Annotated in this window: 14 protein-coding genes; 13 read left to right on the top strand and 1 reads right to left on the bottom strand. The window is 72.7% G+C overall.

Annotated features, from left to right (window positions below):
- The first annotated feature begins 65 nt into the window (after nucleotides 1-65).
- The 7 genes from ACEZDE_RS24960 to ACEZDE_RS24930 all read left to right on the top strand — a co-directional run bounded on the left by ACEZDE_RS24960 (nucleotide 66) and on the right by ACEZDE_RS24930 (nucleotide 8,257).
- Entirely contained in the window at nucleotides 66-1,250 is a 1,185-nt protein-coding gene (locus tag ACEZDE_RS24960) for a DUF4192 domain-containing protein (protein WP_380539969.1), read from the top strand.
- 19 nt (nucleotides 1,251-1,269) lie between these two features.
- On the top strand, nucleotides 1,270-2,016 hold the full coding sequence (locus ACEZDE_RS24955; RefSeq protein WP_380539966.1) for an NUDIX hydrolase: 747 nt from the start codon (nucleotides 1,270-1,272) through the stop codon (nucleotides 2,014-2,016).
- 144 nt (nucleotides 2,017-2,160) lie between these two features.
- Nucleotides 2,161-3,405, top strand: a complete 1,245-nt coding sequence (locus ACEZDE_RS24950; protein WP_380539963.1) for an ATP-binding cassette domain-containing protein — start codon at nucleotides 2,161-2,163, stop codon at nucleotides 3,403-3,405.
- Between the two features lie 4 nt (nucleotides 3,406-3,409).
- Nucleotides 3,410-4,162 (top strand): hypothetical protein, encoded by a 753-nt coding sequence (locus ACEZDE_RS24945; RefSeq protein ID WP_380539960.1) that lies wholly within the window; start codon nucleotides 3,410-3,412, stop codon nucleotides 4,160-4,162.
- Between the two features lie 114 nt (nucleotides 4,163-4,276).
- A complete protein-coding gene (locus ACEZDE_RS24940) occupies nucleotides 4,277-5,239 on the top strand; it encodes a FadR/GntR family transcriptional regulator (protein ID WP_380539957.1) in 963 nt (320 codons plus the stop codon).
- Nucleotides 5,240-5,589: 350 nt separating this feature from the next.
- Nucleotides 5,590-7,227, top strand: a complete 1,638-nt coding sequence (locus tag ACEZDE_RS24935; protein ID WP_380539954.1) for an RNA polymerase sigma factor — start codon at nucleotides 5,590-5,592, stop codon at nucleotides 7,225-7,227.
- Nucleotides 7,228-7,486: 259 nt separating this feature from the next.
- Nucleotides 7,487-8,257, top strand: a complete 771-nt coding sequence (locus tag ACEZDE_RS24930) for a S1 family peptidase (protein ID WP_380540142.1) — start codon at nucleotides 7,487-7,489, stop codon at nucleotides 8,255-8,257.
- Between the two features lie 137 nt (nucleotides 8,258-8,394).
- On the opposite strand, the gene ACEZDE_RS24925 is transcribed toward ACEZDE_RS24930, so the two are convergent.
- Nucleotides 8,395-8,625 (bottom strand): DUF7455 domain-containing protein, encoded by a 231-nt coding sequence (locus ACEZDE_RS24925; protein WP_123500679.1) that lies wholly within the window; start codon nucleotides 8,623-8,625, stop codon nucleotides 8,395-8,397.
- Between the two features lie 516 nt (nucleotides 8,626-9,141).
- Between ACEZDE_RS24925 and ACEZDE_RS24920 the strand changes: the two genes are divergently transcribed.
- The 6 genes from ACEZDE_RS24920 (at nucleotide 9,142) to ACEZDE_RS24895 (ending at nucleotide 16,349) form a co-directional block, all read left to right on the top strand.
- Nucleotides 9,142-11,268, top strand: a complete 2,127-nt coding sequence (locus tag ACEZDE_RS24920) for a DNA gyrase/topoisomerase IV subunit B (protein ID WP_380539950.1) — start codon at nucleotides 9,142-9,144, stop codon at nucleotides 11,266-11,268.
- Nucleotides 11,269-11,438: 170 nt separating this feature from the next.
- Complete coding sequence (locus ACEZDE_RS24915) at nucleotides 11,439-11,927, top strand: DUF1453 domain-containing protein (protein WP_380539947.1); 489 nt, start codon at nucleotides 11,439-11,441, stop codon at nucleotides 11,925-11,927.
- A gap of 18 nt (nucleotides 11,928-11,945) precedes the next feature.
- A complete protein-coding gene (locus ACEZDE_RS24910; protein ID WP_380539944.1) occupies nucleotides 11,946-13,121 on the top strand; it encodes a sensor histidine kinase in 1,176 nt (391 codons plus the stop codon).
- A 9-nt stretch (nucleotides 13,122-13,130) separates the two neighbouring features.
- Nucleotides 13,131-13,871 carry a response regulator gene (locus ACEZDE_RS24905; RefSeq protein ID WP_380539941.1) on the top strand — a complete coding sequence of 247 codons (741 nt, stop codon included), beginning with the start codon at nucleotides 13,131-13,133 and terminating at the stop codon, nucleotides 13,869-13,871.
- A 220-nt stretch (nucleotides 13,872-14,091) separates the two neighbouring features.
- Nucleotides 14,092-14,751: a DUF485 domain-containing protein gene (locus ACEZDE_RS24900; RefSeq protein WP_380539938.1), complete on the top strand. Its 660-nt coding sequence runs from the start codon at nucleotides 14,092-14,094 to the stop codon at nucleotides 14,749-14,751.
- Nucleotides 14,748-16,349 carry a solute symporter family protein gene (locus tag ACEZDE_RS24895; protein WP_380539935.1) on the top strand — a complete coding sequence of 534 codons (1,602 nt, stop codon included), beginning with the start codon at nucleotides 14,748-14,750 and terminating at the stop codon, nucleotides 16,347-16,349. The genes ACEZDE_RS24900 and ACEZDE_RS24895 overlap by 4 nt, the downstream gene beginning before the upstream one ends.

Here is a 16,349-nt window from a genome sequence, read left to right as displayed (position 1 = left end):
CCGAGTTGTCCACAGGGCCGGGCCGACGGCCGCGCGGCGGGTGCGGCGGCGGACATCCTCGTCCCATGAGCGAGCACGAGCTGTCCCCGTCCGGTTCCTTCGAACACCCCGTGGTGACCATGCGCGGCCCCGGCGACATGGTCGACGCACTGCCCTTCCTGCTGGGCTTCTTCCCCAGCGACAGCATCGTGGCGCTGGGGCTGCAGGGCCCGCGCCGGCGCCAGGGCGGGACGGTCCGGGTCGACATCCCCGAGGCCCAGGTCTGGCCCGCCGCGGCGGAGGAGGTGGCCCGCTTCCTGGTGGCGCTCTCCGAGCACCGCGACCGTTCCCCGGACGCGGTGATCCTCTACCTCTGCCGGGATCCGGCGCCGGGGCGCAGCGGGCGCCAGGTCTGCGAGGAGCTGCGCCCGCTCGCCGCGCTGCTGGCCGGGGCCTTCCGCGCGGCCGGAATCGCGGTGCACGACTCGCTGTGCGTCTCCGAGGGCCGCTGGTGGTCCTACGCCTGCGACAACAGCGCCTGCTGCGCCGAGGAGGGGACCCCGGTGGACCGGCCGGGGTCGACCCCCGCGGTGGCCGCCGCTGCCGCGTACGCCGGGATCCGGGTCCGCGGCAGCCTCAAGGAACTGCACCAGGAGCTGGAGCCGGTGGCCGCGCCCTCGGCCGAGATCCAGCTCCGGGCCTTCGAGGAGGCGGTCCCCGCGCTGGTCGAGGAGCTGGGCCGGCGCGGCGGCCGGGAGGGGGTCAGGGAGCGCACCGTCGAGCTGGTCGACGCGGCGGTCTCGCGGTTCCGGGACGGCGCGGCGGAGCTGCCGCCGGTGGAGGCGGCCCGACTGGTCCTGGGCCTGCAGGACCGGGTGGCCAGGGACCGCGCGGCGGAGTGGCTGGACCCGCCCGACGTCGGGCACGCCCAGCGGCTGTGGCGGTTCCTGGCCCGGTGCTGCGCCGTCCCGTTCGACAGCCAGGCGGCGGCTCCGCTGTCGCTGCTGGGTTGGACCGCCTGGGTGACCGGCGACCAGGTGACCGCGCGGGTCGCGCTGGGCCGGGCGCTGGTCGCGGACCCGGACTACACCTTCGCCCAGTTGCTCTATCAGGCGGTCAACTCCGGCGCCGAGCCCTACGACCTCTGCGCCACCCTGCGGGACGAGCGCCGGTCCCGGCAGCGCCGGGGGTCGGGCCGTCGGCCGGGCGGGCGGACCCGGAGTCGGCGGGGCGGGCGGGACCGCTGCGACGGGGGTGTTTATCGTCAGTGAGACGACTATGATCACCGGCATGTCCCGCTACGATCCGTCGGCCTTCCCCCCGTTCGCGGTCACCGTCGACCTGGTGGTGCTGACCGTCCGCGATCATGCGCTGTGCGCGCTGATGGTGCGCCGCGGCGAACCGCCGTTCCAAGGGTTCTGGGCGCTCCCCGGCGGCTTCGTCCGGCCGGACGAGGGACTGATCGAGGCGGCGGCCCGGGAGCTGGCCGAGGAGACCGGGCTGCGCACCCACGGCGCCGCGGGGCAGGAGCCCGGTGTCGGGGCGCACCTGGAGCAGCTGGCCACCTACGGCGACCCGCAGCGCGACCCCCGGATGCGGGTGGTGAGCGTGGCGCACCTGGCGCTCGCCCCCGACCTGCCCACCCCGCGTCCCGGCGGGGACGTCCGCAGCGCCCGCTGGGCCCCGGTCGAGGAACTGCTCGGGCGCGGCAAGGACGACGGGCTGCTGCTGGCCTTCGACCACACCAGGATCCTCGCCGACGGGGTGGAGCGGGCCCGTTCGAAGATCGAATACTCCTCGCTGGCCACTGCGTTCTGCCCGGCCGAGTTCACCGTCGGCGAGCTGCGCCAGGTCTACGAGTCGGTCTGGGGGGTCTCGCTCGACCCCCGCAACTTCCACCGCAAGGTCACCGGGACGCCGGGCTTCCTGGTGCCGGCCGGGGGCACCACGACCCGTCAGGGCGGCCGTCCCGCACAGCTGTTCAGGGCCGGGGACGCCACCGTGCTCAACCCGCCGATGCTCCGGCCGGAGGCCTGACCGGCACCGGCCGCACCGGCCCGCACGGGGCCGCCGGGGCGCGCACACGCCGTATACGCCAATACCACGCAAAGTAACTATGTCGGTCTATCGTGCTGGCACGGGCGGAGGAAGGCTGCGCACCGGCATCGCGAGGTGGAGCCCATGTTCCAGGCCATCGGACTGACCAAGAGCTACCGCGGGGGCAGCGCCCCGGCCGTGCTCGACCTCTCCTTCGACGCGCGGGAGGGCCAGGTCACCGCGCTGCTCGGGCCGGAGGGCTCGGGGCGGTCGACCGTGCTGCGGCTGGCGCTTGGGATCGAGCGGGGCCAGGGCGTCGCCCTCTTCGACGGACGCCCCTACCGGCGGCTGCGCCGTCCGGAACGCGTGGTCGGCACGGTGCTGGCCGACCCGTCCGCCCCGGTCGGACACCCCGGCCGGCGGGCCCGCGGCCATCTGCGGATGGCCGCCGCCGCGGTCGGCGTCCCGGCCAGGCACGCCGACCAGCTGCTGGAGCAGACCCGGCTCGCCCCCGCCGCCGGGCACCGGCTGCGCACCTTCTCGCCCGGCATGAACCAGCGGCTCGCCCTGGCGGAGGCCCTGCTCGGGGATCCGGGGCTGCTGCTGCTGGACGAGCCCACGCTGGGGCTCTCGCCCAAGAACGTGGAGTGGTTCCACGCCTTCCTCCGGGCCTTCGCCGCGGGCGGCGGTTCGGTGCTGGTCACCCTGCGCGATCCGCGGGAGGCCGCGGTGCTGGCGGACCGGGTGGTCACCCTGGACGCGGGCCGGATGACCCAGGACCAGACGGTCGCCGAGTTCAGCCGGACCCGGCTGCACGACGAGGTCTCGGTGCGCGGGCCGCAGGTCGCCCGGCTGGCCGACCTGTTGGCCGGGACCGGGGCGGCGGTCCGCGCCGACGGCGGGACCAGGATCTCGGTGACCGGGGCGACCCGGACCGAGATCGGCGAACTCGCCTACCGGCACGGCATCCTGCTGCACGAACTCGCGGACCGGGTCGTGGTCGAGGAGCCCCCGCGCCGTGAGGCCCTGCTGGTCGCCGCCCGCACCCCGGCCAACCCCGGCACGCCCGCCGACACCCGTGCCGCCGACGCCCGTGCCGCCGCGGGGCCCCGTGCCGCCGACACCCGCGCTGCCCACGCCCGTGCCGCCGAGGGGCCCCGCGCCGCCGACACCCGCGCCGCCGACACCCGCGCTGCCGAGTCCGGTTCCGTCGAGGGCGACGGTCTCGGCGAGACCGTCGTGGTGATCAGCCCCGGCGGCTCCGTCTCCGCCTCGGTGGCCGGCCGGTCCGGCACCGCGCGGAGCCGGGTCCCGGCCGGGCCCGTCCCGGTCAGCGGCCCCCTCTACCGCGACGAGTCCGTCCCGACCGCCGACCTCCGGAGCGAGTGATCCCGTGTACGCCCTGACCTACGAGCGCCGCCGGCTCACCGGCATCCGCTCCACCTGGCTGGTCCTGCTCGCGGTACTGCTGGCCGACGCCGCCATCGCCGCGCTGACGGTGCGCCAGCCCGCCCTGGACCAGCCGGTCCGGGTGCTCACCGCGGGCGTCCCGCTGCTGCCGCTCCCGCTGGCCGCGATCGGGGCCGGGGCCGTCGGCGCGCTCTCCTACGGCCAGGAGGTCCGCTACTCGGCGCTGCGGCCGATGCTGCTGCCCGCCCGCCGCCGGCTCGGCCTGCTGCTCGCCAAGCTCACCGTGATCGGCGTCTTCTCCGCGCTGCTCGCCGTCGCCACCCTGGGCCTGGACGCGGGCGTGTACGCGATCGTGCTGCACCGCGCCCCCACCGCGGGCCCCGCGCTGCTCGGCTTCCTCGCCCTGGTGGTGACCGGCGGCTGGATCGGCCTGCTGGCGGCCGGAGTCATGCGCAGCGCCGCCGCCGGGATGCTGGTGCTGCTGGTGGTGCCGGTCCTGGTGGAGCCCGCGGTGACGGTGCTGCGCGGCGGTCTGACCCGGCACGGTGCGGCCCTGGCCCGGGTGCACGCGCTCTGGCCGGTGGGCCGGAACCGGGCCTGGCTCTACGGGCCGCTCAGCGGCCTGCACGACACCGCCGCACTCTCCACCCGCGGCCTGGCGCTGCTGCTGGCGGCGCCGGTGCTGCTGCTCCTGCTCGGCTACCTCGCGCTGCTGCCGCGCCGACGCGGCATCTGAGTTGGTGACGGTGAGTGACCGTCAGCGGTCCTGAACGCTCCGATAGTTGCCTGTTTCGTACAAGAAAAAGTGCTTTGGCGTCAATTGTGTGGTGACGGGCGATCACACTTTCGTGTGCTTTTCACGAAATTACTCAAGGCGGAGCTCGCGGTGGCCGACAAAGGAGACGTGAGTACCGTTGCGCATCCCCCCATGACCACCGCCCGCCTCTCCGAGTCGTCCCGCTCCGGCGGCGCCGATCTCGACCGCTTCCCGGTCGGCGAACGCACGGCCGACCGGTCCTACCCCGAGCGCGGAGCGCCCGGCCCCTCGCTGCACTGGGACAGCCCCGAGCCCGACCTCGGCCGGGTCGGCCGCCGAGCGGCGGGCAGCCGCGGTCGTGGCCTGCACGGACAACTCGTCCAGCAGCTCGGGCAGATGATCGTCTCCGGCGACCTCGGCGCCGACCGCCCGCTGGTCCCCGAGGAGATCGGCCAGCGCTTCGAGGTCTCCCGTACGGTCGTCCGCGAGTCGCTGCGGGTGCTGGAGGCCAAGGGCCTGGTCAGCGCCCGTCCCAACGTCGGGACCAGGGTCCGCCCGGTCGCCGACTGGAACCTGCTCGACCCGGACATCATCGAGTGGCGTGCCTACGGCCCGCAGCGCGACGACCAGCGCCGCGAGCTGTTCGAGCTGCGTTGGGCGATCGAGCCGCTGGCGGCCCGGCTGGCGGCCGGCCACGGCCGGGACGAGGTGCACCAGCGCATGGTCGACATGACCGAGATCATGGGCCACGCCGTGGCCCAGGCCGACCAGATCACCTTCAGCCGCGCCGACAGCGAGTTCCACACCCTGCTGCTGGAGCTCGCGGGCAACCGGATGCTGGAGCACCTGGCCGGCATCGTCGGCTCCGCGCTCACCGTCTCCGGCAGCCCGGTCACCGCCTGCGAGCGCCCCTCCGAGCCCTCGGTCGGCCTGCACACCCGCCTGGTCGAGGCGCTGGGTACCGGCGACGGCACCGCGGCCGAGGCCGCGATGCGGGCGCTGCTGACGGTCCACCCGGAGGTCGACCACGTGGTCCCGGCGCCCCGCGAGCACTGACCGTCCCGGTTGTGCCTCCAGGAGCGCCGCGAGCGGGAACCCCGACCGAGGAGGCCGCCGTCCCACTGGGGCGGCGGCCTCCGGCGCGAACGCCCCTACCCGGAATGAACGGTCTGGTGGCCGGTGTTGGAGAATGGTGTGCCTTCGGGGCACGTCCTCGCGCGCGGGTCAGAGCAGCCGCCGCAGGACTGTGACCTGCACCACGAAAGGAAGGCGTAACACTTCTCCGTCGGCAGCGATGTCTACGGGGGTGGGCCGCTCTCCGGTCGCCCGTCATCACGTCCCGCAGTTTCCAGACCCCGACCCTCCCGAGGGCCGGTCTCTGTTCACTCACGTCCGAGAGGTTGTTCGTGTCGGCCAGCACATCCCGTTCGCTCCCCCCCGAAATCGCCGAGTCCACCGCGCTGATGGCACTCATCGAGCGGGGCAAGGCACAGGGGCAGATCGCCGGCGATGACGTGCGCCACGCCTTCGAGGTTGACCAGATCCCGGTCACCAAGTGGAAGAACGTCATGCGCAGCCTCAACCAGGTCCTCGACGAGGAGGGTGTGACGCTGATGGTGAGCGCGGCGGAGTCGTCCGCCCCCAAGCGCACCCGGAAGAGCGTTGCCGCCAAGAGCACCACCACCAAGGCGACCGCGACCAAGGCCGTGCCGCCGCGGGCCGCCGCGCCGACCGCCGTCCCGGCCGCCGCCCGGACCGCCGCCCCGCGTGCCGCCGCCGCGCCCGCCGCCCCCGCCGTCGTCAGCGCCACCGTCGAGGTGGTCACCGTGGTCGAGGTCGAGGAGACGGTGGAGATCGTCGAAGCGGTCGTCGCCGCCCCGGCGAAGAAGGCCCCGGCCAAGAAGGCCGCCGCCAAGAAGGCCGCCCCGGCGAAGAAGACCGCGGCCAAGAAGACCGCCGCCGCGGGCAAGCCCAAGTCCGACGACGAGCCGGACGCCGAGGACGAGGCGCTCGAAGAGGACCGGCCCGGCAAGGCCGAGGGCGAGGCGGGCGAGGGCGAGGAGGAGACCAAGGGCTTCACCCTCTCCGACGACGACGAGGACGACGCCCCGGCCCAGCAGGTCGCCGTGGCCGGCGCCACCGCCGACCCGGTCAAGGACTACCTCAAGCAGATCGGCAAGGTCCCGCTGCTCAACGCCGAGCAGGAGGTCGAGCTGGCCAAGCGGATCGAGGCCGGCCTGTTCGCCGAGGACAAGCTCGCCGCCGCCGACAAGCTGGCCCCCAAGCTCAAGCGCGAGCTGGAGATCATCGCCGAGGACGGCCGCCGCGCCAAGAACCACCTGCTGGAGGCCAACCTCCGACTGGTGGTCTCGCTGGCCAAGCGCTACACCGGTCGCGGCATGCTGTTCCTGGACCTGATCCAGGAGGGCAACCTCGGCCTGATCCGCGCGGTGGAGAAGTTCGACTACACCAAGGGCTACAAGTTCTCCACCTACGCGACCTGGTGGATCCGGCAGGCGATCACCCGCGCGATGGCCGACCAGGCCCGCACCATCCGCATCCCGGTGCACATGGTCGAGGTCATCAACAAGCTGGCCCGGGTCCAGCGCCAGATGCTCCAAGACCTGGGCCGCGAGCCCACGCCGGAGGAGTTGGCCAAGGAACTCGACATGACCCCGGAAAAGGTCGTCGAGGTGCAGAAGTACGGCCGCGAGCCGATCTCCCTGCACACCCCCCTCGGCGAGGACGGCGACAGCGAGTTCGGCGACCTGATCGAGGACTCCGAGGCGGTCGTCCCGGCCGACGCGGTCAGCTTCACCCTGCTCCAGGAGCAGCTGCACTCGGTGCTGGACACGCTCAGCGAGCGCGAGGCCGGTGTGGTCTCGATGCGCTTCGGTCTGACCGACGGCCAGCCGAAGACCCTGGACGAGATCGGCAAGGTCTACGGGGTGACCCGCGAGCGGATCCGCCAGATCGAGTCCAAGACCATGTCCAAGCTGCGCCACCCGTCGCGCTCCCAGGTCCTGCGCGACTACCTGGACTAGCGGGCACGGATCGTCGGTCGGGGCCGGGGCGTTCACGCCCCGGCCCCTTCCTGCTCCGACCCTTCCTGATGCGGTCACCCCTCGAAGGGTTGTACCCGTCCGGACCGGCGCGCCGAAGCGGTCACCCGAGGTGACCGCACCCCTACGCTGAGTCGCATCCATGTGCGGAAACGGCGGAAGGCGACGGGTGGCTGTCAACTGGAGGACCGGGCGGGGCGGGCGCAGGGTGCTGCTGGTGCTGTTGGCCGCACTGCCGGTGATGGCGCTGCCGCTGCCGGCCTCGGCGTCCGGGATGCTGCGGATCGTCGGCGGGAACTCCACCGACACCGGGCAGGAGCCCTGGATGGTCGCCCTGGCCAGCCGCTCGGTCTACGGGAACTCCCGCTCCGGCCAGTTCTGCGGCGGGACGCTGGTCTCCCCGACCAAGGTGGTCACCGCGGCGCACTGCCTCTACGACGAGTCGACCGAGCGCCCGGCCGACCGTCCCGACCTGCGGGTGATCGTCGGACGGACGGACCTGTCCACGTCGGACGGCGCCGAGGTGCCGGTCTCCCGGGTCTGGATCGACCCGGACTACTCGATGAGCAGCAACATGTGGGACATCGCGGTGCTCACCCTGGCGGTGCCGCAGACCGGGCGGCCGGTGCTGCCGCTGGTGCCGCAGGGCGCGACGGCCCCGTACCTGGCCGGGACCACGGCCACGGTCTACGGCTGGGGCGACACCTCGGGCCGGGGCCAGTACCCGTACGTGCTGCACCAGGTGCAGGTGCCGGTGGTCGGCGACGCGGTGTGCCAGCGGGACTACCCGGGCGGCCCCGACGGCACGTTCCGGGCGCGGGCGATGGTCTGCGCCGGTGAGCAGAGCCGCGGCGGCAAGGACGCCTGCCAGGGCGACAGCGGCGGCCCGCTGGTCGTCGGCGGGCAGTTGGTCGGGCTGGTCTCCTGGGGGACCGGCTGCGCCGAGGCCGGGCATCCCGGCGTCTACAGCAGGGTCGCCGCGATGGCGAACGCGGTCCGTGGCCAGCTGTGACCAGAACTGACGGTGTGTGATCCACGGCGGTGTGAGATGCGACACAGGCCGGGCGGGGACCTCGTGGTCGCCGCCCGGCCTGTGGCCGTGGTTCAGCTCGTCGTCGGGGCTGCCTCTGCCGCAGCCCGGAGGAGCGCCTAGTGGTCCTCTTCGCCCGTGGATGCCGGTGCGGCCGTCAGCCGGCCGGTCTCGTCCTGTATCTCAGCTGCGATCTTCTTCAACTCCGGCTCGAACTTGCGGCCGTGGTGAGCGCAGAAGAGCAGCTCGCCGCCGGATGCCAGCACAACGCGCAGGTAGGCCTGGGCGCCGCACCGGTCGCAGCGGTCAGCTGCGGTCAGCGGGCTCGCGGGGGTCAGAACTGTAGTCACGTCGCCTCTTCTCTAGCTCGACGAGCTGTCGTACCAGGGTCAACATCCAACCAGGCCGAAAACGTTCCCGCTCGCGGCTTTTCTTTTGTCTGCTCGGCTGCGGGTCCTGCGGGTCGGCCCGGCCGTTGAGCCGGGAAGGGGGCCTCCGCCGGGCGGCGGGGGTGGGGACTCGGGTGCGTCCTCCGCACGGGGTTTTCTCTCTGTTGGAGAGGACGTGCCCCGAGCTTCGATGGTTCATGCCTGCTGCCGACTATAGGCATGCGCGCCACTCTCCGGCTGTATCGAACACCCGTGCGAGGTGCGCGTAGCATAAGCGGCAATCAGGTCGAAGCAGTAGCCCCGGCCTGCGCACCGGTAGCCTGCATCCCGGCAGCATTGACGCCATGGTGCACCGACACCCGTGCCGGGAGCCAGGGGATTGACCCGTGTTCGCGCTCCGCGTAGCGCCGCGACCGTGATCGACCAGCATGCGAGACGACGTCGAGCAGGACCCGAGTAACGAGGAGTAGTACGCGCGTGACCGCCGAAACGACCGTGCAGACCGGCACCCTCAGGGGCGGCGGGAGTTCCACCAGCGACGGTTCCAACTACACCGCGCGGCACCTCCTCGTCCTGGAAGGGCTGGAGGCCGTACGCAAACGGCCCGGCATGTACATCGGCTCCACCGACAGCCGGGGCCTGATGCACTGCCTCTGGGAGATCATCGACAACTCGGTGGACGAGGCCCTGGGCGGGCACTGCGACCGGATCGAGGTCCTGCTGCACGCCGACCACTCGGTCGAGGTCCGGGACAACGGCCGCGGCATCCCGGTCGACGTCGAGCCCAAGACCGGGCTGTCCGGGGTCGAGGTGGTGATGACCAAGCTGCACGCCGGCGGAAAGTTCGGCGGCGGCTCCTACGCCGCCTCGGGCGGCCTGCACGGCGTCGGCGCCTCCGTGGTCAACGCCCTCTCGGCCCGGCTGGACATCGAGGTGGACCGGGGCGGGCACACCCACGCCGTCAGCTTCCGCCGCGGCACCCCCGGCGCCTTCGCCGGCCCCGGCCCGAACGGCGACTTCACCCCTGCCAATGGCCTGACCAGGACCAAGAAGGCCCCGCGCGGCCGTAGCGGGACCCGGACCCGCTACTGGGCCGACCGGCAGATCTTCCTCAAGGAGGCCCAGCTGTCGCTGGAGGGCCTGCACGCCAGGGCCCGGCAGACCGCGTTCCTGGTGCCGGGGCTGACCATCGTGGTCCGGGACGACCGGGCCGTCGACGGCGCGCCCAGCGACGAGCAGACCTTCCACTACGACGGCGGCATCGCCGAGTTCTGCGACTTCCTGGCCCCGGACAAGGCCGTCTGCGACACCCTGCGGCTGCAGGGCGCCGGCAGTTTCAAGGAGACCGTCCCGGTCCTCGACGAGCGCGGCCACATGACCGCCACCGAGGTCACCAGGGAGCTGGGCGTCGACATCGCGCTGCGCTGGGGCACCGGCTACGACACCACCATGCGCTCCTTCGTCAACATCATCGCCACCCCCAAGGGCGGCACCCATGTGGCCGGATTCGAACGCTCGCTCACCAAGACCCTGGGCGAGGCACTGCGTGCCGCCAAGCTGCTGCGGGTGGCCGAGGACGACATCACCAAGGACGACGCCACCGAGGGCCTGACCGCCGTGGTCACGGTCCGGCTGGCGGAGCCGCAGTTCGAGGGCCAGACCAAGGAGATCCTGGGCACCTCGGCGGCCACCCGGATCGTCTCCGCGGTCGTCGCCAAGGAGCTCAAGGCCTATCTGACCTCCACCAAGCGGGACGACAAGGCCCAGGCCCGCGCGGTGATGGAAAAGATCGTCGCCGCCGCCCGGACCCGGGTCGCGGCCCGGCAGCACAAGGAGGCCCAGCGCCGGAAGACCGCGCTGGAGACCAGCTCGCTGCCGGCCAAGCTGGCCGACTGCCGCAGCGACGACGTGGACCGCAGCGAGCTGTTCATCGTCGAGGGGGACTCGGCCCTCGGCACCGCCAAGGTGGCCCGCAACTCCGAGTTCCAGGCGCTGCTGCCGATCCGCGGCAAGATCCTCAACGTCCAGAAGGCCTCGGTCTCGGACATGCTCAAGAACGCCGAGTGCGCGGCGATCATCCAGGTGATAGGAGCCGGATCGGGCCGGACCTTCGACATCGACCAGGCCCGCTACGGCAAGATCGTGCTGCTGGCCGACGCGGACGTGGACGGCGCACACATCCGCTGCCTGCTGCTGACCCTGTTCCAGCGCTACATGCGGCCGATGGTCGAGGCCGGGCGGGTGTTCTCGGCGGTGCCGCCGCTGCACCGGATCGAGCTGACCAACCCGCGCAAGGGCCAGGAGAAGTACCTCTACACCTACTCCGACAGCGAGCTCCGGCAGACCATGCTGGAACTGCAGCGCAAGGGCCAGCGCTGGAAGGAGCCGGTGCAGCGCTACAAGGGCCTCGGCGAGATGGACGCGGACCAGCTGGCGGAGACCACGCTGGACCCGCGGCACCGCACCCTGCGCCGGATCAACGTGGGTCAGCTGGACGCCGCCGAGCGGGTGTTCGACCTGCTGATGGGCAACGACGTGGCGCCGCGCAAGGAGTTCATCGTGGACTCGGCCGCCCTGCTGGACCGCTCCCGCATCGACGCCTGACCCGCGCGGCCGGGGAGGTCGGACCTCCTCCGCGATGGTCGCCGAAGGCCCTCCACCCTGGGGTGGAGGGCCTTCTCCATCCGTCCTTCCACCCCTGCTCCGAGGCTGTGAACTGCGTGGATCCGTAGATTCTGAGGTATCGCAGCCGCCCAGCCAACCAGGAGCAGGTCATGAACAGCGCAGCGAACATCGCACTCGTCGTGGTGGTGGTCGTTCTCGTCGTCGCCCGCCAGTTCAAGGCCCGGCAGCTGAACGCGGACGGCCGGAAGATGCTGGTGGTCCCCGCCGTCCTGGCCGTCCTGGCGTTCCGGAACGGCGGACTGATCGACCCGGCGCACAAGGACACCGCCGTGGCACTGCTGGTGATCGGCATCCTGGTGGAGGTCGGCATGGGCTTCGCCTGGGGCTTCACCACCCGGATCTGGCGTGATGGGTCCGGTGCGGTCTGGTACAAGGGGACCAGGGCCACGGCCTTCGCCTGGACCGGCATGCTGCTGGTCCGGGTGGCGTTCTACGCGGTCGGCGCGGCCCTCGGGGTCGCCGCCGGGCAGGGCGCGCTGCTGCTCTCGCTGGCCGCCGTGCTGCTGGTGCGCAAGGCGGTGGTGACCTGGCGGGCACGTGAGCTCGGCCCGTCGTACGGTTTCACTGCCGCGAACTGACGGACGGACAGGAACGCTGTGGAGAACTGGACCGACTGGCCCTCGGCCGAGGCCCTCAGGCGGGAGGGCCTGGTCGCCCCACGGCGCTGGATCGTGATGGTCGTCCGCTACGTCGGCCTGAGCTTCGCGGTGTGGAGCGGGTTCGTCCAGAGCCACCTGCACGGCGCGGCCATGTGGGCCACCGCCGCGGAGACCGCGGTGGGGATGGCCGCGTTCTGGGTCTTCCTGCACACCGTCCAGCGCAAGCGGATCGGGCTCTCGCTCGGCTGCCTGGCGGTGGTGCTGGTCCAGGCGCTGGTCACCACCCTGAATGGGGCCCCACTGATCGGGATCATCTTCGTCTGCGGCATCGCCATGGGCACCGTCCAGCGGTTGCCGCTGGTGGTCGCGGTGCCGACGACGGCCCTGGCCACGATCCTGTTCCTGCTGGCGGTGCCGCGCTCCACCTCCTGGCTGAGCGACGTCCTGGTGATCTTCGGCCTCGGCATCCTCGGCTACGTCGGCCGGCTGGACTGGGAGGCCAGGGGCAGCACCCAGCGACTGCTGCAGCAGGAACGGGCGGCCAGGGCGGCCGAGGCGGAGACCGCGGCGCTGGCCGAGCGGGCCAGGATCGCCCGGGAGATCCACGACGTGCTCGCGCACAGCCTCTCCGCCCAGCTGGTCCACCTGGAGGCGGCCCGGCTGATGCTGGACGCGGGCGCCGACCGCGCGGAGCTGCGCGAGCGTATCGTCGCCGCCCGGCGGATGGCGCAGGACGGCCTGGCCGAGACCCGGCAGGCGCTGTCCGCGCTGCGCGGGGACTTCGCACCGGTCGGCGACTACCTGAAGGAACTGGTGGAACAGCTGCCGGAGGCAACGCTGGCGGTCCAGGGCCTGCCCCGCCCGCTGGCCGCCGAGACCGGCGTCGCGGTACGGCGCACGGCGCAGGAGGCGCTCACCAATGTGCGCAAGCACGCCCCCGGTGCGCCCTGCGCGCTCCGATTGTCGTACCTCGATGACACGGTCGAGTTGGAGGTCCTCAGCGGCCTGACCGAGCGGCCCGCCTCGGAGCTGGCGACCGCGGGAAGCGGCCTCGGCCTGCGCGGGATGCGCGAACGCGCCGAACTGCTCGGCGGCTCGCTGGTCGCCGGTCCCGACCCGGACGGCTTCCGGGTGCTGCTGACGGTGCCCGCACCCCAGGGCTCGCCCGCATAGGCTGCGGGCATGAGCGAGAAGCCGGTACGGGTGCTGGTCGCGGACGACCAGAAGGTGGTGCGTGAGGGCATCGTGATGCTGCTCGGGCTGCTGCCCGGGATCGAGGTGGTGGGCGCGGCGGCGGACGGCGAGGAAGCGGTCGCCCTGGCCGACCGGCACGCGCCGGACGTGGTGCTGATGGACCTGCGGATGCCGCGCTGCGACGGGGTGGAGGCGACCAGGCGGATCCGGGCGGTCCAGCCGGGGACGGAGGTGGTGGTGCTGACCACCTACGCCGACGACGACTCGCTGTTCCCGGCGCTGGAGGCGGGGGCGCGGGGCTATCTGACCAAGGACGCGGGGGCGGAGGAGATCGCCAAGGCGATCCGGGATGTGCAGTCGGGCGCGGCCGGGCTGTCGCCGCGGATCCAAGCGCGGCTGCTGGAACGGCTGGCGGCGCCGGAGCCGGGGCGGACGCCCGAACCGGGGGCGGCGGCGGGAGCGGTGCCGGGGGTGGGCGCGGTCCCGGCGGCGCCTGTTCCGCAGGGCGCGGGGCCGGGCGCCGTGCTGCCGGACGGTCTGACGGTGCGTGAGGCGGAGGTGCTGGGGCTCATCGCGGAGGGGCTCTCCAACAGCGAGATCGCCGCCCGGCTGTTCGTCAGCATGGCCACGGTCAAGACCCACATCAACAACCTCTTCGCCAAGACCGGGGTCAGGGACCGGGCCCAGGCGGTGGGTTACGCGTATCGGCACGGTCTCTCCGGCCACTGACGGAGGCTTCACCTGATGGAGTGAACCGTCCGCACACCGGACCACATCGGGGCGGCCCGCTGACCATCCTGGAGGCGGCGGGTGACACAGACCTTCGGTCCTTCAGAGACACAAACCATGGGGCTCCCGTCACTCCATCGACGCGGGAGCACAGTTGTTGAGACACCGGGAACCCACACCGACGCCCACGGAGCAGGAGCCGTCGGCGCCGCAGGAAGAGATGCCCGCAGGGGGTGTCCCGAGGGAGGACGCGGGCGTCTTCGACTGGTGGGCCGCCCCGGAGCACCGCTCCCCGTCGGTCGAGAGGATCCCACCGCAGCCCGTGTCCGAGCCCGACCCGCAGTTCGAGCCGCAGCTCCAGCCCGAGCCTGCGGTCCCGGCCGGGGCCGACGCTGAGGCCGCTGCCACGGCCGCGGCCGGGGCAGCTCCGGTCGAGCCTGCCGCCGCTGCCGAATCCACCCCTGCCGTCGAACCGACCGAGCGCAGCGAGGTCATCGCCACCGCGGCCGAGCCCGAGTGGGTCGCAGCGCCGGAGCCCGCTCCGGAGCCGCCGCCGGAGCAGCTCGCCGCCGCCGCGGTGTACCGGCACGTGCAGGCGGGGGAGGAGTTCCAGGAGGTCCGCCGCGCCTACCGGGGCTTCGTCTTCCCGGCCTGTCTGGCGTTCCTGGCCTGGTATCTGATCTACATCGTCGCCGCGGTCACCCTGCCCCGGGTGATGGACCGTCCAGTGGCCGGGCCCTTCAACGTCGCCTGGGTGCTGGGGCTGCTGCAGTTCGCCAGCACCTTCGCCATCACCTGGTTGTACGCGCGGCACGCCCGCGACCGCAGGGACCGCGCGGCGCTGGGCCTGCGCTGGGAGACCCAGGACCGGCTCCGGTGAGCGGGGGCAGGCACAACCTCGCCATCGCGCTGTTCATCGCGGTCGTCCTGGTCACCCTGGGCATCACCTTCTGGGCCGGGCGCCGCAACCGCGCGGCCGAGGACTTCTACGCGGGGGGCCGCGACTTCAGTCCGCTGCAGAACGGTTTCGCCATCTCCGGCGACTACATGTCGGCCGCCTCGTTCCTCGGCGTCACCGGGCTGATCGCGCTCTACGGCTACGACGGGCTGCTCTACACCATCGGCTTCCTGGTGGCCTGGCTGGTGGTGCTGATGCTGGTGGCCGAGCTGGTCCGCAACTGCGGCCGCTACACCATGGGCGACGTGCTGGCGATGCGGATGCGGCAGCGCCCGGTGCGGGCCGCGGCCGGGATCTCCTCCATCGTGGTGTCGCTGTTCTACCTGCTGGCGCAGATGGTGGGCGCGGGCAGCCTGGTGTCGCTGCTGCTCGGGCTGCACTCGGGGCAGGCCAGGGCCTGGGCGATCATCGGGGTCGGCGCGCTGATGGTGGTCTATGTGACGGTCGGCGGGATGAAGGCGACCACCTGGATCCAGATCGTCAAGTGCGTGCTGCTGATGGCCGGGACGCTGGGCCTCTGCGTCCTGGTGCTGGTCCGCTTCCACGGCGACCTGGGGACGCTGGCCCGCTCGGCGGCGAACGGCAGCGGCTACGGCCACAGCTACCTCGAACCGGGCCGGAAGTACGGCGGCAGCGCCGTGAACCGGCTGGACTTCGTCAGTCTGGGCATCGCCCTGGTGCTCGGCACCGGTGGTCTGCCGCACATCCTGGCCCGCTTCTACACCGTGCCCACGGCGCGGGCGGCCCGGCGGTCGGCGATGTGGGCGATCGGGCTGGTCGGCTCGTTCTACCTGATGACCATCGTGCTCGGCCTCGGGGCCGCGGCGCTGGTCGGGGCGACCGCGGTGAAGGCCTCCAACGAGGCAGGCAACACCGCGGTGCCGCTGCTGTCGGAGGTGCTGGGCGGCGGCGCGGGCAGCAGTGGCGGAACGATCCTCTTCGCGCTGACCTCGGCGGTGGCCTTCGCCACCATCCTCGCCGTGGTCGCCGGGCTCACCCTGGCCTCCTCCGCCTCCTTCGCCCACGACCTGTGGGCCCGTGCGTTCCGCCACCCGGAGGAGGAGCCGCCGACGGAGCATCAGGAGGTGGTGGTGGCCCGGATCGCGGCGGTGGTGATCGGCGCGCTGGCGATCGTGCTCAGCCTGTACGCGCAGAAGCTGAACGTGGCCTTCCTGGTGGGCATCTCGTTCGCGGTGGCGGCCTCGGCGAACCTGCCGGCGCTGCTGTTCAACCTGTTCTGGCGGCGCTTCACCACCCGCGGCGCGACCTGGGCGATCTACGGGGGGCTGGTCCCGGCGCTGGTGCTGGTGGTCTTCTCGCCGGTGGTCTCCGGCAGCCCGGCCGCGATCTTCCCCGGGGTGGACTTCCACTGGTTCCCGCTGCAGAACCCGGGCATCGTCTCGATCCCCTGCGGCTTCCTGTTCGGCTGGCTGGGGACGGTCACCTCACGCGAGCGGGCCGACCCGGACGCCTACGCGGAGCTGGAGGTGCGCTCGCTGACCGGGGCCGGAGCGGTCTGA

Source organism: Streptacidiphilus cavernicola, from assembly GCF_042510955.1.
Classification (GTDB): Bacteria; Actinomycetota; Actinomycetes; order Streptomycetales; family Streptomycetaceae; genus Streptacidiphilus; species Streptacidiphilus cavernicola.
This window is presented reverse-complemented; position numbering and strand designations above follow the sequence as displayed.